At 61.8% G+C, this 21,423-nt stretch carries 11 protein-coding genes, 1 other RNA gene and 1 pseudogene; 1 reads left to right on the top strand and 12 read right to left on the bottom strand.

Annotation, left to right across the window (positions count from 1 at the left end; genetic code table 11):
• Positions 1 to 161: 161 nt before the first annotated feature.
• The 9 genes and pseudogenes from ACEG18_RS09165 to ACEG18_RS09125 form a co-directional block, all read right to left on the bottom strand.
• Entirely contained in the window at positions 162 to 809 is a 648-nt protein-coding gene (locus ACEG18_RS09165) for a hypothetical protein (protein WP_372542447.1), read from the bottom strand.
• A gap of 93 nt (positions 810 to 902) precedes the next feature.
• Positions 903 to 1,532, bottom strand: coding sequence for a hypothetical protein (locus ACEG18_RS09160; protein WP_372542452.1), 630 nt, complete (start codon positions 1,530 to 1,532; stop codon positions 903 to 905).
• Positions 1,532 to 1,615 (bottom strand): annotated as a pseudogene (locus ACEG18_RS09155) (hypothetical protein); the annotation flags it as partial. The pseudogene ACEG18_RS09155 and the gene ACEG18_RS09160, both read right to left, overlap by 1 nt.
• Positions 1,616 to 1,686: 71 nt before the next feature.
• Positions 1,687 to 2,244: a signal peptidase I gene (locus tag ACEG18_RS09150; RefSeq protein ID WP_372542445.1), complete on the bottom strand. Its 558-nt coding sequence runs from the start codon at positions 2,242 to 2,244 to the stop codon at positions 1,687 to 1,689.
• Positions 2,245 to 3,113: 869 nt separating this feature from the next.
• Positions 3,114 to 3,776 carry a hypothetical protein gene (locus tag ACEG18_RS09145; RefSeq protein ID WP_372542443.1) on the bottom strand — a complete coding sequence of 221 codons (663 nt, stop codon included), beginning with the start codon at positions 3,774 to 3,776 and terminating at the stop codon, positions 3,114 to 3,116.
• Between the two features lie 125 nt (positions 3,777 to 3,901).
• Entirely contained in the window at positions 3,902 to 4,459 is a 558-nt protein-coding gene (locus tag ACEG18_RS09140; RefSeq protein ID WP_372542441.1) for a TetR/AcrR family transcriptional regulator, read from the bottom strand.
• A gap of 125 nt (positions 4,460 to 4,584) precedes the next feature.
• The gene (gene bilS / locus ACEG18_RS09135; RefSeq protein WP_372542439.1) at positions 4,585 to 5,136 is read right to left on the bottom strand and encodes a flavodoxin family protein BilS; all 552 of its coding nucleotides are present in this window, start codon (positions 5,134 to 5,136) and stop codon (positions 4,585 to 4,587) included.
• Positions 5,137 to 5,263: 127 nt separating this feature from the next.
• On the bottom strand, positions 5,264 to 7,123 hold the full coding sequence (locus ACEG18_RS09130; protein ID WP_372542437.1) for an ABC transporter ATP-binding protein: 1,860 nt from the start codon (positions 7,121 to 7,123) through the stop codon (positions 5,264 to 5,266).
• A complete protein-coding gene (locus ACEG18_RS09125; protein ID WP_372542436.1) occupies positions 7,124 to 8,980 on the bottom strand; it encodes an ABC transporter ATP-binding protein in 1,857 nt (618 codons plus the stop codon).
• Positions 8,981 to 9,193: 213 nt separating this feature from the next.
• Here ACEG18_RS09125 and ACEG18_RS09120 point away from each other — a divergent pair, with 213 nt between their 5' ends.
• Complete coding sequence (locus ACEG18_RS09120; protein ID WP_372542434.1) at positions 9,194 to 10,243, top strand: hypothetical protein; 1,050 nt, start codon at positions 9,194 to 9,196, stop codon at positions 10,241 to 10,243.
• Between the two features lie 346 nt (positions 10,244 to 10,589).
• On the opposite strand, the gene ffs is transcribed toward ACEG18_RS09120, so the two are convergent.
• From ffs to tadA, 3 genes are all read right to left on the bottom strand, one after another.
• An RNA gene (gene ffs, locus ACEG18_RS09115) (signal recognition particle sRNA small type) lies at positions 10,590 to 10,685 on the bottom strand.
• A 94-nt stretch (positions 10,686 to 10,779) separates the two neighbouring features.
• Positions 10,780 to 18,837, bottom strand: a complete 8,058-nt coding sequence (locus ACEG18_RS09110) for a Spy0128 family protein (protein WP_372542432.1) — start codon at positions 18,835 to 18,837, stop codon at positions 10,780 to 10,782.
• 786 nt (positions 18,838 to 19,623) lie between these two features.
• Positions 19,624 to 21,405, bottom strand: coding sequence for a tRNA adenosine(34) deaminase TadA (gene tadA / locus ACEG18_RS09105; protein WP_372542430.1), 1,782 nt, complete (start codon positions 21,403 to 21,405; stop codon positions 19,624 to 19,626).
• Positions 21,406 to 21,423: the final 18 nt, after the last annotated feature.

Genomic DNA, 21,423 nt, shown 5'->3' with positions numbered 1-21,423 from the left:
AGGAAGTCGTTCCTGTTTGTGATATGGAATTCGGTCTTGTCCTCGGGCATATCCTCGGCATACGCTGCCGCCGGCAGCGCTACAACGCAGCAAAGGGCGATTGCCACCACAGCGATCAGCCTGCCGAGCACGCCTCGGTTCATGTTCTTAATCTCCATGGGCTAGTTCGCCTCCGGCCAGCCCACGACGTCGAGCACGTCGAGGACGGTATCGTTTGCCTGCTGGTTTTTGGCCTGCACGGCCTGGACGTCGATATCGAGCCTGTATGAGCCGCCGCGCGCGGCATCGTGGTAGTCGCCCACAAATCGCAGCGAGTCCATGAGGCTCTCCGTCATGGCACCGGAATCGAGCACGCCCCCGCGTCCGGCCAATCCGCGGTAGTAGTACCACCCATCGCCGCCATCGATCCACGGGGACCCCTCGCCCGCGTTCACGTGAAAGGCGACGTTGCCCGAGGCGTCCGCACTCGAACCGTCGGGCGCCACCGACGTCATGCGCAGACGAGCGCGAACGTACTCAGGCTGCGCGCCGGCGTTCTCCACGCGCACGATGCGGCTGATGTCAGAGCCCCCGGCCTTGGTGTCGGGATAGTCCCCGTGCTCGTCGGCCTCAAACGGAATCTCCTCGCCCTGCTCGTTTAGGGTGTATTCGCAGACTCGTACCTTCACGCTGCCAAACGATAGGACGTTGTTCGCCGGAACCATATCAACGGTGAAAGCCAGCGTGCCGCACAGGCACGCCAGAGCCAACAGCGCCATCGCGGCAAGCGCCAAGGTGCGTTTCTGATTGTCGGAAAGATTGTTGAGCATTACGTTCGCCAGTCGTCGATCAAAGGGGGACCGAGATCCCGACCCGAAAATGGGGATGGGGAGCGGGTCGGGATCTCGGTGGAGGTGGGGCTACTACTGGTTCTTAATGGTATTAGCCCAAGTCTTGGCCTGAGTGACGGCGTTGTCAGCAGCGCTGGTGTTGCCGTCCGTCTGGTCGGCTCCGAAGATGTAGGCGGAAACCTTCATCGTGGGGTTCGTGGCGACCATGGAGCCCTCCAGGGTGCCCGGGAACACAACCTTGCTAAAGAGCTCGCCGGTGTAGACGTCCTCAGTAGCGCTCTTGGCGGAGAGGGCAACAGGTTTGTCATCGGTAGCACCCTTGGCGTACATGAACAGACCGCTCAGGTACTGGCCGTCGGCAGAGGAGGTCACCTGTCCATCAACCGGCTTCCAGTTGTCGTTGAGGGCGAAGTACGGGGTGTTCTCGGCAGTGGTGCCCTCCTTGACCATGGCGTTCTTCACGTAGATGAACACGTAGGCGTCGTCTGAGCCCCTCGCGATACCAACGTTCGGGTTCTTATCGGTGCTGGAGCCGGGAACAATCTTGGAGCTGTCTTTCCACTTGGTCTCGAACAGATAGACTTTGTCGGTATTATCATCGGTGCCAGGCTTATCGGGCTGGTCGGGATCGGGCTTCTTTTCGGGAATGTTGATGCGCCCACCGTAAACACGTTGTTCAGCGTCTGCGTGGCTGTCAGCCATGCATAGGTGCCCACGCCGGCGGCCAGCACCAGCAGCAGCAAGGCGGCAACGATGCCGTAGCGCTTTTTCTTCTTGTTCTCCATAGTTCTCTTCCTTTCGAGAATCGTCTTCCCCGGCAACGGCCCTTGCCGTTGCCGACACCTCTCCCCTGCCGCTATGAACGCCGCTCCCCCGCATGCGCGCGGGCATGCTTGCCCGCAGGCTCGTCGGGAACCATCCGATCGAGCACAATCGACGCCGCGACCAGCAGCGCCAGAACGGCCGCCACAACAAGCAAACCGGGCATCGTCGTGCAATATGCGTTAACGAAGCCCAGGTAAGGGACACAAAAAGAAACGACGCCGATCACGCGTGAAAAAGGCGTCTGCTCGGCGTCGTGCATGATGCTTCCGTCTGCATTTTTGTTTGCGATTCCCTGCGTGCTGATCGTCTGCGCCACAGGGTCGATCTCGTACACCTGGTGCGTCACCACGGCGCCGTCCGATCGGTAAAAGGTTGCATTGTCGCCCACGGTAATATCCGATGGCTCGACCTGGCGAACAAACACCATGGAGCCGACGGGAAGCTCGGGCTCCATAGAGCCCGAAAGCACTGCGAAAGGCGTGTATCCAAATGCGCGGGGAGCAAAAGAAACAACGGCAAGGGCTATGACAAGCGCAAGCGCCAGACTGCTAAGCAGTGCAATAAAACGTTTGATTCCGCGCGCCGCCATAATGATTAATTCATCCCCATCGAAGCCTTATTCGATCCCCTGAAGGGTCAGTCGCTTTCCTCGGGCACCGCAAGGCACTAAAAAGTGAGTTCGAAATAAAGCCAATTTGAATTCTTTTCGTAACAAAAACGTTAGCGATGTCCTGCATTTTTATCAAGCTCTCAGCGCCAAACGCTACCAATTTAGGCGTAAGCGGTCATTTATCCCCATACCGGACTGCCATATCCAATATCTACTACTAACCCCCTACGCATCTTCTTCATAGGGGGTCTGTTTTTTTGAATATCTAAAAGAATGCGCCCCCCCCCCGACATTAAAACATACTGCCCTAAGTCTCATTTATTTTTAACCCCCCCCCTTGCGGGTTTAAGGCAGCCCAGTGTAGTTCGCAGCCCATACCTTCTGGAAGGCGTGTCCCGATCTTCAGGTCCGGAGTGGGATGCGGTTTCCGCTTGTGACACCGATGGGAAAGCGCGTCCCACTCCGATCACAAATTCCGGGTCACATTTTCCGCCAAGGCTTCAACCGGAAACCGTGTCCCATTTCTCAGCCGAATACTGGGATGCATTTTCCGCTGAGCCCCTCAACCGGAAACTGCATCCCATTCCAAAGGCGAATTCCGGGACACACTTTCCAAGACCCCGCCCATCCGGAAAGCCCGTCCCGCTCTGAATACATCCGGGCATGAAATATCCGCTTATTAGGCCTTCCATCAATAAAGGGGCGCCCGCCCGGCGGCGGAATATAAGGTTTATCGCGAGTTCCGCACGAGCCGGAGAGCACTTAATGTGCTCTCCGTGCGAGCAGGACTGTAGAGCAGGAAACCTTATATTCCGCCGCCGGGCGGGCGAAGCATTTAGAAGATGGACCTAGCACTCCTTCTTCATGGCGTTGTAGCCGATCAGCACGGTCCAGACGTACGCGCAGGTCTTGGGGATCATGAGCATGCCGATAGCCGGAATAACCTCGGCCCACAAGACCACGGGAATGTAGAAGCCAAAGCTCAGCACAATGGTGAGCCACATCCAGCGAAAGGCCTCGTCGCCATTTTCCTTCGCACTTCGATAGAACAGCACGATGACCATCAGCCCCATGATGGCAAACGGGATGTTGCGCAAGATGCCCCACTCGAGTGGGGTCTGGTTGGTGAGCCACTGGTTTTGCGGCAACATGCAGAGCGCGACGCGCATGGCGACTAGCGCAAAGATTGCCGCGGTCGTTCCGCCGTGGTTCTTGACCTGATAGCGTTCGCGCCACACGTAGTAAAGCAGTACGTAAAAGACGGTCATGGTAATCGAGGTGATCCACTTGCCCAGACCCAGCTGCACGGCATAAGCGTCAAAGCCCGTCGTGCAGAGCGCCAGCGCGCGAGGGACCAGGTGGAACGAATCACCGGCGCCCAAAACGACCGCCATCCAGCCAAACAACTGGAACTGGCGATTGCCTTTGCTGCCGCGAATCATGCGGACACCGATGGTGATGACCGTCACCAAGTACACGATGTCAAACAACGTTTCGAAGATAGCGCGCATATATATGCCTCCTTAAAAGAATGATCACAAAGTACGGTTTGGCTTCCTGGTGCCGGACATCACTTCCTTAACATGAACGCTGTTCACCTTCTTGCCGTAAAAATCCCCGCCTTACGCGGGGACCGTTAGTAGAGGGTTCGACGCGTGATCTCGAGCACGGCGCTCGGATCAAAGTCTTGCCGAATCACGGCAGAGAGCATGAGCGAGAACAGGACCTCGGCAAATTGCTCGGCAGAAAACTGATCGGTAAAGGCGTCCGGGCGCACCCGAGAATCACGCTTGAGCACCACGCAAAGCTGATCGAGAATGTGCTGCCAGGCATGATGCATGCGGCGCTTACCGTCGGCAGCATCCTGCTGCATGAATCCCAGCGAATGGTGCGTAAAGAAGCCCGGATACGTTTGGCAGCCGTACTCCATCTGGCGATACATCCAGCGAATGCACGCGAGCGTGTCGTCCAGAACGGCCTCGTCATCGGGGTGATGGAAAATGTCGCCCCACACGCTTGCCACGGTCGCACCCACGAGCGTTGTTTTGGAATCAAAGTAGTTGTAGATGCATCCGACCGACACGCCGCATGCCGCAGCAACTGAGCGAATGTTGACGCCGGTCCAACCGTTTTCCTGAATGAGCTTACGGCTCGTCTTCAGGATTTCCTCCTTAGACGTCGCTGTGTTATTCATGCCCTCACCTCCAATATGAACACTGTTCATATTGCCACGGCGCGGTCGCCAGTCAAGAAAAAGCCTCGAGAATCTCGAGGCTTTCACACTTGTATTATGGAGCGCTCGACACCACGAGCAGCAAGCTACTCCCCCAGCACGACCTTTTTGGCGGCTGCAGCCATGTTGTCCAGATCCTCCTTGGTGGGGTGATCCTTTGCGGCAACCCAGTTGTCGAGCAGCATCTTAAATCGGGCGTTGTCGGGATCTTGCTCGAGCATGGCCTCGTAGCGCTGCTTGACCGCGGGGCCCATCTTGCCCTGGCACATCGCCCAACCCGCAAGCTCGGCATCCCCAGCCAAATTGGAAGTTACGCGGTCGATAATCTGCTGGTAATAGCTCTGGTCGGCGCCAAAGCCGCAGGTACCAAACAGGAAGACGCGCTTACCGTGCAAGGCGGAGAGCAACGCCGCGACCGAAGGCGTGCACGCGCCCTTGTCGCACCAAAAACCGACGAGCACCGTGTCGGCCGCGCAGGCGCCCTGCGCCTCGAGCGCAACCTGATCTGCATCCGCATCGTCACTCAACGCCGCGGCATGGACAAACTCAACGCCCGCAGCCTGCAGAGCGCGCTTGATCGCACCCGAAACCATCCTGGTATTACCGCTCTTGCTGTTAACCACCAAAGAGCACGTCATAGTCACGTTGCCTCGTTTCCCCCAAAACTAAAGCCACTAATGCAATTTATTAGATGAATATCTTAGTACTAACGTGACAGATGTAAACCACCGTCTGTCGATTGATTAATTTGCCCCACGGGCTTGCTCACTGGGCGAACTGGCTGCGGTAGAGCTCGGCATAGAAGCCGTCTGCCGCCAGCAGCTCATCGTGCGTGCCGCGCTCGATAATCTGGCCGTCGCGCATCACCAGAATGCAGTCGGCGTTGCGGATGGTGCTCAGGCGGTGCGCCACGACAAAGCTCGTGCGACCGGCCATGAGCTCGTCGAACGCCGCCTGCACCTGCAGCTCGGTGCGGGTATCGATGCTCGAGGTCGCCTCGTCCAGCAGCAAAATCGCCGGGTCGGTGAGCATGACGCGCGCGATGCACAGCAGCTGTTTTTGACCCTGGCTAAACGTGCCGCCGTCCTCGCCGATCACCGTGTCGTAGCCGCCTGGCAGCTGCACGATAAACTTGTGCGCGTGCGCGCGCTTGGCGGCCTCGATAACCTGCTCGCGCGTGGCGTCGGGACAGCCGTAAGCGATGTTTTCCGCCACCGTGCCCTCGAACAGCCACGTATCCTGCAGCACCATGCCAAAGGCACGGCGCAGGCTTGCGCGCGTGTAGTCACGCGAGGAACGGCCATCGACCGCGATGCGACCGGCATCGATATCGTAAAAACGCAGCAGCAAATTGATGAGCGTTGTCTTGCCACAGCCCGTGGGGCCGACGAGGGCAAAGCGCATGCCGGGCTTAGCCTCGATGCAGATGTCCTGCAGCAGCTTGCGGTCGGGCACGTAGCTAAAGTCCACATGCTCAAAGGCGACCTCGCCCTGCGGGGCGGCAAGCTCTACGGCGTCCGACGCGTCGGGCTCCTGCTCGCGCGCATCGAGCAGCGCAAACATGCGGCGCGCCGAGGCGTACGCGGTCTGGATCTGCGTAATGACGTTGGTGACCTCGTTGAACGGCTTGGTGTACTGGTTGGCGTAGGACAGGAAAATCTGCACGCCGCCCACCGTGAGCGCCGCAGGCACGCCCGTGACCACGCCCACGCAGCCGATAACGGCGACCACGGCATAGATGATGTTGTTGATAAAACGCGTACCGGGGTTGGAGAGCGAACCCATAAACTGCGCGCGCTCGCCCGCGGTGTAGAGCTCGGCATTGAGGGCATCGAAGCGCAGCTGCGCGTTGGGACCATAGGCAAAGGCGTCGACAAGCTTTTGCTCGCCCACATACTCCTCGATATGACCGCCCAGTTGACCCTGAATACGCTGCTGTGCCGTAAAGCTTTTGTTGGAAAGCTTGGCAATAGCACCGGCTGCAAAAATGGAAAGCGGCGTGACGAGTACCACCACGAGCGTCATGGTCAGGTTAATGGAGAGCATAAACGCGAGCGTGCCCACGATGGTAATAACACCGGTGAAGAGCTGCGTGAAGCCCTGCAGCAGACCGTCGCCCACCTGGTCGACGTCGTTGACCACGCGGCTCATAAGGTCGCCGTGGGCATGGCTGTCGATAAAGCTAAGCGGCATGCGGCTGAGTTTGTCGCTCGCCTCCACGCGCATGTCGCGCACCGTTTCGTAGGACAGGCGGTTGACGCAGTAGCCCTGCAGCCACTGGAAGGCCGCAGCACCTATCACGACAATCGCGAGTTTGGTAACGAGCGGCAGCAGCGCATCGAAGTCCACCTGCCCGGTGGCGACGATCAGGTCGATGCCCTCACCAATGAGGATGGGCGTGTAGAGCTGCAGAATCACCGAGATGGCGGCGCTCACAAACGACGCCGTAAACGAAATACGGTGCGGGCGAACATAGCCCAGCAGGCGGCGCGTCACCGCGCCCACGGGATAGCGCTCGGGATCACCGGGTTGGCGCGGGCCGTCGCCCAGGTCGTTGAGGTTATCGTTGCCGGACACGTTAGCGGTCATCGTGGCGACCGAACCGGAAGAAGTATACGGATTCATTTAGCAGCCCTCCTTTGAGCAAGTAGGCGCAGGGGCGGTCAGAGTGGACGCGGGCGCCATACTCCCCTGCTGACCCTCGAGCTCCTCACGGCGAAGCTGCGACTGACAGATCTCGCGATAGAGCTGACAGGTCGCGTAGAGCTCATCGTGCGTGCCCAGGCCCGCGACCGAGCCGTGATCGAGCACGCAGATCATGTCGGCGTCGCGCACGGTTGAGACGCGCTGGCTCACAATGACGGTCGTGAGCGGCAGCCCGCCCTCGGCGGCACCGCGCACGCTGCGCTCGCGGATGGCGCGGCGAAGCGCCGCGTCGGTCTTAAAGTCGAGCGCCGAGGCGGAGTCGTCCATGATCAGGACCTGTGGCGAGCCCACCAGGGCGCGCGCGATGGTCAGGCGCTGGCGCTGGCCACCGCTAAAGTTCTTGCCGCCCGCCTCGACCGGGGCATCGAGCCCCTGCGGCTTGTTGCGCACGAACTCACTCGCCTGCGCCATGTCGAGTGCCGCCCAGAGCTCCTCGTCGATCGCCGCCTCGTCACGCCAGGTCAGGTTGCTGCGGATGGTGCCGCTCACCAGCGACGCTCGCTGCGGAACGGTCGCGACCACATGGCGCAGCTGGTCGAGCGGCCAAGTGCGCACGTCGGCACCCATCACGCTCACACTGCCGGTGCCCGCATCGTACAGGCGCGGGATAAGCGAGACGAGCGTGGACTTACCGCTGCCCGTACCGCCGATAATGCCGAGCGTTTTGCCCAGCGGGAGCTCCAAGGTCACATCACTCACGGCATTTGCCGCGCCCGCGCCAAACGAAAAACTCGCATGGTCAAAGCTCAGCGCGGAGACCGGAACAGCGTCACCCGCCAGGTCGCTCGGCTCGGGCAGCGCAACCGGCTGGTTGTCCTCGTCGGTGATGCTCGGCACGCAATTGAGCACCTCGTTGATACGCGACGCGCTGGCGCTCGCCTTGGTAAAGACCACGACCAGGTTGGCGACGTACACGATGGAGGTCAGGGTCTGCGTCATGTAGTTCACAAACGCCATGACCTGGCCCTGCGTAAGCTCGCCCACGTTGACCTGGATGCCGCCCACCCACAGGATGGCGCACACGCCCAGGTTCATCACAAGAAACGTGACGGGGTTGAGAATCGACGAGAGCTTGCCCACCGCGATGGCAGTATTGGCCTGGTCATCGGCAGCTTGGGCAAAGCGCTCGCGCTCGTGGTCCTCGCGCACGAAGGCGCGAACCACGCGAGCGCCTGAAAGGCCTTCGCGACAGATAAGCGCAATGCGGTCGAGCTTTGCCTGCAGCTGCTTGTAGTACGGGATGCAGCGCGCCATGACAAACCAAAACACCAGGCCGATAGCGGGCGTGCAGATCAAAAAGATGATGCCGAGCTTAAGGTCGATGGCAAGGGCCGCGCACATAGAGCCCACCGCCAAGAAGGGCCAGCGGATGAGCATGCGTACGCCCAGCGCCACAGCGAGCTGCACCTGGTTGACGTCGTTGGTGATGCGGGTGATGAGCGACGGCGTGCCAAAGCGGTCGAGTTCGGCATAGCTCAACTTGTTGATGTGCTGGTAGAGCGCACCGCGGATATCGGTGCCCATGCCCTGCGAGGTGAGCGCCGCCATCTTTTGGCAGACGAGCGTAAACGAGATGCCGATCACAGCCATGGCGGCGAGCACCGCGCCGTAACGGACGACGGCGTTGACATCGTGTGCGCCGATGCCCTTATCGATCATCTGGGCAATCACCAGTGGCGTAAGCAGGTCAAAGATCACTTCGATCAGCTTGCACGCAGGACCAATCACCATATAGCGGCGAAACTTACCGCCAAAACGCCTGAGCAGCTCAATCATGTATAGGCGCTCCCTATCATCATCCACATTCAATTCGAACCATGATAGTACCGCCACCCCAAAAGAAGCGTAAACAACTCGTCATTTCTAATGGGATTCGGTTTCCAAAGAAGCGGAGAGGCGTGCATGCCCGGCCAGCGGCGCGCCAACCGCTTGGTATACTTACATTAGTGCTACCAAGTTAGTCGCCGACCCTTGAAATGAGGTGCCGAGATGAACGACATTCTCGCAAGAAGAGCAAGACGAGCAACTGTGGGCATCGCCCTTTCCGCGGCACTTGTCGCGGGAATCGCCCCCGCAACGGCGATCGCGGCAGAAACCAGTTCCCCCACCGGTGCGGCCGTTTCGCAGACGAGCGCCGCCAACGGCAATTCGGGCGCCCCGCAGACAGAAGACGCGGCCGCCGCAAAAGAAAAAGCGTATGCAGCCATGCAGGAAGCGCTCAAAAACCTCGAGGCCGCAAAAGACGCCGCAAGTCCCGAGAAACTTGCGGAAATCGATGATGACATTGCCGCTCTTCAAGAGATCTACGACAAGCTGGTGGCGGAAGCCGCCAAATTGAGGGGACCCCTTCCCGCCATGCAAGCGAACGTCGATGCAGCCCAAGCCAGATACGATGAAGCCCGTAACCGGACAAGCGGCCTTCAGGCAAAATTAGATAAGGTACTTAAGGACCTCGGCGACGAGGAGCCTAGCAAAGCTATTAGCGAAACTATTAAGCAGTTGCGTTCGGAGATCATGGCGGCAAAACGGCAAGAAGAGTTTTGTGAAGAGGAGCTTGACCAAGTTCGGCATAGGCTCGAGAGCCAGGAAAGAGTGATTAATAACCTTGAAAGTGATGCGGAGAATGTCAAAGCCCATATCGACGAGGACATAGCCAAGCGAAATGCGCTCCTCGGCGATTTGGAAAAGGCACAAGTGGCCTATGACGACGCCTGCAAGGCATACGAAGAGGCGAAAGCCGCGGCAGACAAGGCCACCTCGCCCGAGATAACGAAACCGACCGAGACAGTGCCTCCCTCCGGCTCAGCGCAACCCGCCGAGGCGACACAGCCCACCGGCTCGTCCGCGACCAGTAAAGACACCTCGCCAAGCTCCACCAAGCAGGCGAACTCGAGCAGCGGGAAGCAAGCAAATACGACCACCGGCAAGCTCGCAAACACAGGCGACACAGCGCCGAGCGCAATCACACTCGCAGCAGTCGCCGCCGCAGGCCTCGGAATAACCGCCACGGCCACACGCCGCATCAGGAACCCAAAATAGCTGCCAGCGGCTATTGTCTTCGCCAATCCACAAGCCAAGAGACAAAAAGAGGCCCGTTTCCCCAACCCAGGGAAACGGGCCTCTTTACTTGAAAAACAGATGGTAATGCGCCGTCTCTTGAACCACGCAGCCATCAATGCCCAGACAACACCAGCAAGCCGCATTCCGCAAGGGATAGATTAAATTAGATAAACGCGCCTTTACGGGTGATTTTTGGACGACGGGGCCCGGCCGGCGGCGAGGTGTTTGGTAGTCGAGCGATCCCGCAGGCGCAGCCGAGGACCAGCGAGACACCAAATACCTCGTCGCCGGCCGGGCCATGTCGCGGCACCAAAAAGCGCCCGTGCGCTCGATGGATTCGGATGCCCGACAGAGGCTCCTTATGGCTGCTTCCTTCCGGACCTGACCAGATTCGGAACATGTCGTCATCCGAACCCATCGAACGCGCTAGGCGCTCGGTATATCTTACCTGCTCCCGCCCGCCACGGCAAGTGGGGCGAACCCGTCGGATGGATTCGCCCCACTCGTCCATATCGCTAGCGGCGTCTGCGGTACAGGACCGCACCGCCCGCGACGGCCAGCGCGCCGGTGCCGCCCATGACCGCGAGCACGGCCGCCGGCAGGCCGCGGTCGCCGGTGTCGGGCATGCCGCCCTTGGAGCCGTCGCCGCTAGAGCCGCTGCCGGAGCCGTTATCTGAACCGCCGTCTGAGCCGCCGCCCGGCGTGCCGGGGTTCTCGGGGGTGCCGGGGGTCCCGGGATTCTCGGCGTAGCTGTTGGTGAAGACCGGCGGCACGTTGGCGTCGCCCTCGTAGGAGACCTTCGCCGACAGGTAGCCCGTCTTGGTGCCGTCTGCCGCCTCGTCGCCCACCGTGACGACGATCTTGTGCACCGCCTTGTCGTAGGTCACGTGCGCCTGGCCGTCGTCGACCTCGCTCACCGTGAAGGTGTAGGTGCCGGCCTGCTTGAACGTCAGCGCATCGAACGTGACGCTGCCGTCCGCGGCGTTCCTGGCGGTCGACATGACCTTGCCGTCCCGGCTCTTGAGCTCAAAGCTAAACTGACCCGCCTTGAGCTCGGCGCCCTTGAGCACCTTGGCGGCGCCCAGCTTGAGGGTGACGGGCGCGGCCTCGTAGCCGTTGGTGAAGGTCGCCGAGGTGTCGCCCGCGGCATTGCCCTCGGCATCCACAAGCTCGTGCCTGACGGCGAGCGTGCCGTTGCCGGCATCGGTGACCGTCGTGCGCGCGCGGTACGTCGCCCTGTCGTACGTCACGCCGCCCGCCGTGCCGGCGACTTCGCGCAGCTCGTAGCTGTGCGTGCCGGGCGCGGTATAGGTGACGGGGCTGAGCGCGACCGTGCCGTCGGCGGCGTTCTTGCCCGTTGCCGCGACGCTCTCACTGCCGTCGGCGGCAATCTCGACCAACTGGAACTCGAACTCACCCTCGGCCAGGTCACGGCCCTTGAGCTTCTTGCTCACCTTGATCTGGTCGGTGACGGAGCTCGGCGTCGGGTTCACGCCGTAGGTGTTGGTGAACTCGAATGCGCCCTTACCCTCGGGCGTGCCCTCTGCGGGCAGGACCTCCGCGGCGAGCGTGCCCGCGTTGGTGTCCTCGACCACTCTGACCGTGAAGGTCCTGGTCGCCGTCGCGTCGTTGACCACGCCGTCGACCGAACCGGACTCGCCCACCCGGTAGGCAAACGTCTTGGTACGCAGGCCGTCGCCGTCGATCTCGACGTCATCGAGGTCGCTCGGCTGCTTAAACGTGACGTGGCCCAGCACGATATTGCCGGCGGCGTCGTTGGTCGCCTCGGTCACCGTCTTGCCGGAGGCGTCGACCAGTGCGGGCGCGCCGTCCAGCGGCTCAATCTTAAAGGTGTACTTGCCCGCGATGTCGGCCTGCGCCAGGCCGAGTCCAGCCTGGCCGAGCGCCAGCGTCTTGGTGCCCACGATGTCGACCGTCGCCTCGCCGGCGCTATAGCCGTTCACAAACGACAGCGTGCCATCGGAGCCCTCGGGGTAGGTCACGGCCACATCCAGCCCGCCCTTGCCGTTATCGGTCACCTTGACCGCAATGCCGAAGCTCGACGCGGCCGCCGTCACGCCCGCGGGCAGCTGGTTCGTTCCGTCCTCGGAAACGGTATAGGGAATGACCCAGGAGCCGTCGGCGGCCCTGGTGGCAGTGCCGTCCGCCACCATCTGCTCGAGAGCGTCGGTGGTGTAGGAGATGGGCGAGAACGCGAGTCCCGCGGCCTCGCCGTCGCCGGAGGCCCGGTTGGACGCGGTCGCGACCACGTTGCCCCGGGCATCGCGGACGGAGAACGAGAACTCGCCCGCCGCCGCGGCGCGACCCGTCAGCGTCTTGGTTGCGTTAATTGACACGTTGCCCTCGCCGCCAAGCGTTCCGGTGGCCTCATAAGAGTTCCCGAACGCGACCGTCACGGACGCAGGCGTCTCCGTGGCGTCATCTGCCGTTGAGACCTCGCTGCGGGCGACCTCGAAACCGTCCTTGGCAACCGTGGTCATGACCGTGAGCTTGCCCGTCGCGGCGTCGTAGCCGGGCGCGATGGTCACCGTGCGCGGCGCGGTGTCGTTGGTGTAGCCCTCGCCGCCGAGCTTGGTCTCGGTGACGGTGAAGCTGTAGGTCTTGCCCGCGTCGGCGTCGGTGAACTTCACGTCGCCCTCCGCGGCACCGCCGATGAGGTCGACCAGGTCGGCCTTCCCGTCATCGGCCGCGGCCACGGCGTAGGCGTCCTTGCCGGTCTTGAGGCCGAGCTTGGCGGCCGTCTCGGCGTCCGCGGTCACGGTGAAGGCGAACTGCCCCGCCTCCATGGCACGGCCGGAGAGCGTCTTGGACAGGCGCACGCCCGCGCGGGCCGAGTAGTCGAGCTCGGTCGTGTAGGTGTTGACGAAGTCGCCGCCGCTCGCCTGCGCGATCGCGGGCGTCGTAGCCGTGAGGTTGCCGGAGCCGTCGTCGGTCACGGTCACCGTCATCGTGGCGACGTGGCCGTCGTAGTCCACGCCGGCGATGGCGGAGCCGTCATCGGGCCTGACCTCGCGCACCGTGTAGGTGAAGGTCTTGGCGCGCACGCGCTTGCCGCCGACCTCGGCGAACCCGGCGTCCTTGATGTCGTCGAGCGTGTAGTGGATGGGGCCGAAGTCGAAGGCGACCCTATCGCCCGCCTTGGTGCCGGAGGCGGCCGTCACGCTGACGGTCTTGGAGCCGTCGGCAGAGCCCTCGGGCATGGGGGCGCCGTCCTCGCCCGCAAGCGTGAACTGGAAGCTGTCGCCCTCCGCCCAGTCGCGGCCCTCGAGTGTCTTGGTGAAGAGTCCCGCGGTGGAGATGTCCCTGCCCTCGGTAGCCGTTCCGTACGTGTTGGTGAATGCGACGGTCGCGCCGTCCTCGGTCACGGCGCCCTCGGCCTTGGAGCCGTCGGCCCCGTTGACCGCGGTCGTGTAGCCCTCGGCGGCGTCCTCGGTCACGGTGTAGCGCGCGCCCACGGGCAGGCCGGCGATGGTCTTCTCCTCGCCGTCCTTGAGCGTGAAGGTCGCCTTGCCGCCCGCGAAAGTCACGGCGTGCTCGCCCTTGCCGAAGGTGCCGGAGACGGGCTCGCCGTCCCCGTCGGCCAGCGCGACCGTGAAGCCGAACTCGCGCTGGCTGTCGCCGCCGACGACCGTCTTCTTGACGGTGAGGCTGCCCTCACGGGACACGCTGTTGTGGGTCGCGTTGGTCTGGGATTCGTTCTCCCCCACCTTGACCGTGGCGGTGTTGGAGATGCCGTCGACCACGGCGGCTTCAGCGGAGACCTTCACGTCAAAGCTGAGCGTGCCCGTGGCGCCCGCAGCCTGCTCGCCGAGCGACCAGGTAAGGGTGCGCGCCGCGGCGTCGTAGGCGGCACCGTCGGCAGAACCCTCAACATAGTTAACGCCCTTGGGCAGGACATCGGTCACCGTCACGTCGGCCGCCTGCGCGGCGCCCCTGTCGTCGACGCTGTTGTTGGCCCAGCCGATGGTATAGGTGAGGGTATCGCCCACGCCCACCGGCTTGCCGTCCACATCGACCTTGGCGCCCGAGGCGTCCGCCTTGGTGACGGTCTTGGTGTTGTCGTGCGGCATGAAGGTGTTGGTGAAAGTCTTCTTGCCCCGCTCGTTGGAGATCTCGGCCTTAAGGCCGGCGCCGGCCTGAGTCACCGTGACGTCGAAGGTGTAGGCGTGCGCGTCGTCCTCGATCAGGGCATCGCCGCTCGCCTTCTCGGTCACGGTCGCGTGGTAGGCACCCGGATTGGCGAAGCTGAGCTCGCCAAAGGAAACCTTGCCGTCCTTGTCATTCTTCGCCTCGATCGGGTAGCCCTCGAGCACGTTGCCCGCGCCGTCGGCGAGGGAGAGCTCAAAGGCGAACTCCCCCTCCCGGAGGCCGGGCTTGCGGCCGCCCGCGAGCACCTTGGTGAGCTCGGGGACGGACGCCGTGGCGGGGGCGGGGTCGAAGGTGTTGGTGAAGGCGGCGGAGGAGACCTGGCCTGCCGCGATGGAGCCATCGGCCTTTGATCCCTCGGCCCCGTTCACCGCGGCCTTGTAGCCATCGGCGGCACGTTCGGTCACCGTGTAGGCGGTTCCCGCGGGCAGCCCCGTGATCCTCGCCGTCTGGCCGTCCTTGAGCTTGAGGGTCGCCTTGCCGTCCTCGAACGTCGCGTCACCGTAGGCGCCGGACAGGCCGTGGCCCGCGGCATCGGTGGCCTCGACCGCAAACTCAAATGTCTTGTCCGCGTCGACCGCCAGGCCCTCGCGCGCCGCGACGGCCTTGGAGACGTCGAGCTCGCCCGTCTTCACGGTGTTGGTGAAGGTCTTCTTGCCCCGCTCGTTGGAGATCTCGGCCTTAAGGCCGGCGCCGGCCTGAGTCACCGTGACGTCGAAGGTGTAGGCGTGCGCGTCGTCCTCGATCAGGGCATCGCCGCTCGCCTTCTCGGTCACGGTCGCGTGGTAGGCACCCGGATTGGCGAAGCTGAGCTCGCCAAAGGAAACCTTGCCGTCCTTGTCATTCTTCGCCTCGATCGGGTAGCCCTCGAGCACGTTGCCCGCGCCGTCGGCGAGGGAGAGCTCAAAGGCGAACTCCCCCTCCCGGAGGCCGGGCTTGCGGCCGCCCGCGAGCACCTTGGTGAGCTCGGGGACGGACGCCGTGGCGGGGGCGGGGTCGAAGGTGTTGGTGAAGGCGGCGGAGGAGACCTGGCCTGCCGCGATGGAGCCATCGGCCTTTGATCCCTCGGCCCCGTTCACCGCGGCCTTGTAGCCATCGGCGGCACGTTCGGTCACCGTGTAGGCGGTTCCCGCGGGCAGCCCCGTGATCCTCGCCGTCTGGCCGTCCTTGAGCTTGAGGGTCGCCTTGCCGTCCTCGAACGTCGCGTCACCGTAGGCGCCGGACAGGCCGTGGCCCGCGGCATCGGTGGCCTCGACCGCAAACTCAAATGTCTTGTCCGCGTCGACCGCCAGGCCCTCGCGCGCCGCGACGGCCTTGGAGACGTCGAGCTCGCCCGTCTTCACGGTGTTGGTGAAGGTGAAGCCGTGCTCGGCGTCGCCGGAGACCTTGGAGCTGTAGCCATCGACGGCGTCCTCGGCCACGGTGTAGGCGATCACGGAGCCGGAAGCATCACGCTGCGGCAGGTTGGAGAAGACGCCCTTCCAGTCGTTGGACTCGCTCAGGGTGATCGAATCGATGACGGTATCGCCGTTCTTGAGATTTACTTTGACCTTATTAGGATGGGGAATCCTAGGGTTCTCCCAGACCTTTTCGACTGGAATGTTAATGCTCTCGGACTTGCCGATGACAACACCGCCGTTGGCGCCGATGCCGCCTCCCAACGGCGCCGTATTGCCAGAGATCGTCAGCGACGTCTGGCCGCCGCCGAGGTTATACACATCCTCGCTCATCACAGATTTAAGCGCGACGTTCGGCGTGGCGTCGGTAAAGGACAGGGGCTCGCCGTTGTCACCATCGGGCGAGAATCGCGGGATTTCGGGGTTTGTTTCCGCAGTGGTGCCCTCGGGGTTAAACAGTCCACCGTCTCTGTACCAGCTGACCTTTCCGCCGCCCGGAGCGCGGTTGGCCAAGGTCAGTTTGTATTTGGCGTCTTTGGCGCCGGTGAAGACGAAGTCGTCTCCCGCCTCATCGGCCGTGTTCTTGGCGATCAGGCCGCCGTCCCGGACGTAGACCTTGGCATCTCCGGTAGGGCAGAACCACATGCCGCCGCCCTGTTTATCCGCATGGTTATCAACAACGAGAGCGTTTTCGATATGGAGCGTACTATAGCCAAGATACTCGTTGCCTTCGCTATACACGCCGCCGCCCATGCTCCAAGCAGTATTACCCTCGATCTTGCCCGCGCTGAGCGTGACGTCATTCGAATAGGTATAGACACCTCCACCGGCGGAAGCGGAGTTGCCAGATATGGACCCGCCCTGCATGATGAAAGCAGTATTCCCCTTTTCGCTATTCTGACAGCCCGGGTCGACCACACACACTCCGCCGCCTTTGCCTTTGCCAGGCGCAACGTTGTTCTCAATCTTTCCACCCGTCATGGTGAACTCGGCGTTGCCCTCAATATGAACTGCTCCGGAAGGATCGTAGGCCGCCTCCAGCCTACTGCTCCTGTTGCCGGAAATCTGACCACCAGTCATCGTGAACTTGGCTCTTTGGTTTTCGCCCTTACCCTGGCCGTACGCAAGCACCGCACTGCCTCGATAACCGTTGTTGCCCTCGATGCGGCCTCCGCTCATGTCAAAGCGAGCGTTGCCCCACAAAATGACGCCAGAAGATGTAAGCCAAAAGCAATTGGTGGCCCCGGTAACGACTCCGTTGTTACGGATAACGCCACCCCTCATAACTACATGAGCACCGCTGGACGCGCGAACGGCACCACAATACGAATGGCGCAGCTCGCACTGCTCGATGACGCCGCCCGTCATGGTAAGCGAGGCATTTTCTCCCGACACGTCGACGGCGCCCGCGCTATCCCCGCTCGTGGTACCGTCGCACACAACGGCCTCGTCAGAGAGCACAACTGCTCCCTTGCTAGAAATAATGGCGCCCTTGTTGTAGCGACCACTCAGGGACACCTTCCCCGACAGCTCGAGGGATGCCCTCTCGGCAACATTGACCAGTACGGTGACGCCGCTATTCTTTGTTGCCAAGATGGTATGGGGCTCATCCGACGTGATCTTAATCATCTTCCCGGCAGGAATCGTGAGCGTGGAGCCGAGCTTCACGTGCTTTTTCAGGGTGATGACGGTTTCCTTGCCATAGGGGGCCTCGTTGACCAGATCCTGAAGGGTCTTGATGCTGTCATCGCTCACGGTATCGCCGACGCCGTCACCGATGGACTCGCGCGTGTAGACGATATCGACGCCAGAACTCGGAAGGTTCTCCGAGCCGGTGATGTCGTCCCTGCTGTTTTCGATCGTGATCTTTTGAACCGTGCTGCCGTCAAACATGTCCCGGGGTATTTTGGTGAGGCCGCGCCCGATCGTCACATCCTTCACGCCATCTACGCGCGAGAAGGCTGCCGTGCCAACGGAAGTCACGGAATCTGGAATGGAAACCTGCTCCGGCAACGTGCCGTCATAGAAGGCGTAGTTGCCAATTGTCTCAAGTGTCCTGGGGAGCTGGACGGCGACGTTGCTCCAGATAAAGGCCCAGTCACCGATACTCTTCAGGCTGTCGCAAAGCCCCACGATCTTAACCGGCGTATAGCAGAACGCATAGCCCGGAACGCTCTGAAGCGAGGACAGGTCCACGGACGCCCGCAGGTTTCCGCACTCGCGAAAAGCCGCGCTGCCCATCTTTGTCACTTTGCTCAGGTCGGGCACGCTCACCAAGTTGGCACACCCCTGGAAAGCAGAGTATCCGATGCTCTTCAATGTGCCCGGGAAATCGATGCCGGTCAAACTCGAGCAATCCTGAAACGCCCCATCCCCGATGGATTCGATTTCACTCACCGCGGTGACGGACGTTAGAGAGGTGCATCCGTCAAACATGTGCGAGGGGATCTTGGTAACCGAAGCGGGCAGCGACACGCTTGTCAGAGACGTGCAGCCTTCGAACACGCCCGTTATGGTGTCGGAGAAGGCGACATCTTTTGGAAACTCGATGCCCGTGAGGGCCGTAGCCCCCTCGAAGGCGCCCGAGCCAGAAATCATTTTGAGGGTGGAGGGGAGATCGATCTCCGAAAGGCTGCTGCAGCCATAGACCATCATGTTGGCGCTAATCTCCTCGACGCCCTCATCGAAATAGAGCTTTTCGAGCGAGCCGGAGTTTTGCAGCGGGCAATCGAAGTTCTTGATAGAGCCAGGGATATGGAGCTCCTTGAGCTTTGCGAACTTCCTGAAATAGAACCCTCCTCCGGACATTTTTTCGAGCGTGTCGGGGAGCGTCAGCTGCTCAACGTTCTCGGCCACGATATCAGACGAGAAACGGAATTCGGTGACTTTGTAGGTCTGGCCACCATGCTCGATGGAGCCGGGCACACTCACTGCGGTCACACTGTCGTCGGCAACAATACCTTTGATTTCCGCCGTGCCTTCATTCGTGGTCTCGCACGAGAAGGTCACGCCGTCCTGGGTAATCTCAAACTCCTCCGCAGTATACGCAGCCCGCGATGCTGTGGCCGCATATGCGACACCGGCCGTCGCGCCAACGGATAAACATCCGAAGCCGAGAACCAGCGCAAGGCAGAGAGCAGCGACTCTCTGCCCCCCCGCCGAAAACTTTCCTCTCCAATTCCCTTCTCCCCCTCTGGTGTCGCCCTCTCTTCCCAAGAGCGATCTATTGATTAGGACAGTTCAAAGACAACATTATGCCCAAAGAGGCCCATCATGGAGATAATCCACGTCTTCGCCCGAAATGGTAATTAATTGGCAAACAACTGAACGAAGAGCAATCTACTAATGGCACATAAATGGCGGCGTCAACACCTGAAGTGCATAGCCTCCGATCCCCAGACAACACCATCGAGCGCCACAAGGCGCAGGATTGAATTGTTCAGATTCACATGCCTTTACGGGTGTTTTTCTAGCCCCAAAAAGACTGATCTGGCGCTGCGCCACGGAAAGGGCCTATCTACTACGTTTTGGTCACAGAGGTCAACCATAGGCAGCTTTTTCAAAAATCGGCAAGTCGTCTACCTGCGGTTTTAATTTCACAAAATCCGGGATGGTCGAGGTAGCTCGGTCAAACGTAGTAGATGGCCGCATTTCGTGGCAAACGGTCCGACCCAAGGCCCAAGGCGGCCAGCCTCGGATGACCATTCACGAAGTTGCGGTGGAATACGGACTGAATTGGCGCCTTAAAGGCAAAAACACTCCGTATTTCACCGCAACTTATCGAGGGGATGGGTTTTAGAGGCGGGCGAGGTCGTAGGCTTGGGCGGCTGCCTCGCCGGCGCAGATGAGGTTGGTTGTGGCCTCTTGCACACCGAGCGCCTGGTCGAGGGGCATGGGCTTGCGACAGATCGGCAGTACAAGGTCGATGCCCTGCCCATACACCGCATCCAGGTTGACGGCGCGACCGCCAACGACGGCGGCCACCGGCTTGCCATATCGCTTCGCGCGACGAGCCACACCCACTGGCGCCTTACCGGCGGCGGACTGCTCGTCCATATTGCCCTCACCCGTTATGACCAGGTCGACATCGCGCACGCGCTCGTCAAATCCCACGAGATCGAGCACCGTCTCCACGCCCGAACGCAGCTCCGCACAGAGCGCCAGCAACGCCGCGCCCAAGCCACCGGCAGCGCCCGCGCCGGGCACGCCGAGCACCGAGCCAAATGTCCGCGCACCCTCGGGCACGCGCAGTAACCCCTGAGCCCGTGCCTCGGCAATCGCCGCATCGAGCAGGCGACCGTAGTCGACCATCCAGCTGTCGCACCTGCTCAGCGCCTCGGCATCATCCGTCGGTAGGCCCTTCTGCCCACCGAACACCGCTAGGGCGCCTCGGCGTCCCACAAGCGGATTCTCGACATCGGAAAGCACCACGACACGCGCGCCGTTCAGCGCCCGAAGCGCTGGCGCCAAATCGATACTCACCACGTGTTCGAGACCCGCGAGACCGGGAGCGATATCGCGGCCGTGCTCATCGACAAGGCGCGCGCCCAGCGCCTGCAGCATACCGGCGCCACCGTCGTTGGTGGCGCTGCCGCCCAAGCCAATATAGATAGTCTTTGCCCCGGCACGAACCGCACGGAGCATCAGCCCGCCCACGCCATAGGTTGTAGCAGCCAGCGCCGACGACTCCGTGCAAGGCGAGTACCCGATGCCCGCGGCTTCGGCCATCTCAATAACAGCTGACTCATGCTCGACATCAACCAGCATCCGGGCAGGCACACGCTCGCCCAAGGGACCTGCAACCTCGCAGGTCACAAGCTCGCCACCGCAGGCGGCAACGGCGTCGAGCGTTCCCTCGCCACCATCTGCCAGCGGCAACGTGGCCACTTGGGCATCGGGCCAAACGCGGCGCACGCCTTCGGCAACCGCCGCCTCCGCCTGCGCACTCGACACGCTGCCCTTAAAGGAATCAATCGCCAACAGCACACGGCGGGGCCGGCGGCACGCGGCACCAAAATCGACCGCCTCAACGACGATATCTTCGGCACACGCGAGCGCCTCGGCATGAGCGGCATGCGCCTCAAGATCGGCCCCACAACCGCAGCCAGTACCATCGGTGCCACGCAACCCACTAAAATAGCCGCTCAACACCTCACGACACTCGTCTGCCAGCACGCCAGCCGTCACGCTAAACCGATGATTCAGGCGCGAGTCGGCATTCAAATCGTATAGGGATCCCAACGCGCCCGCCTTGGCGTTGCTCGCGCCATACACGCAGCGCCCCACGCGCGCGTTAACCATAAGGCCTGCGCACATGCAGCAGGGTTCCAACGTCACATAGACCGTACAGTCGGAAAGGCGCCAGCGACCGAGCGACCGAGCGGCAGCGCACAGGGCCGCGAACTCTGCATGAGCCGAAGGGTCCTGGTCGAGCTCGCGACGATTATGCGCCCGCGCGACAATCTCGCCCGCGCGCACCACCACGGCACCAATCGGTACCTCGCCCACCGCCGCGGCGGCGCGAGCCTCCGCCAGCGCCTCGCGCATGAACTTCTCGTCGATTTCGGTGATCGTCATCGTTCGCCTTCCCTGTTG

Origin of the sequence: Collinsella aerofaciens, assembly GCF_041537385.1 — a bacterium.
Lineage (GTDB): Bacteria > Actinomycetota > Coriobacteriia > Coriobacteriales > Coriobacteriaceae > Collinsella > Collinsella aerofaciens_BV.
Note: the sequence above shows the minus strand (reverse complement) of the source record. Positions and strands in the feature narration are given on the sequence as shown.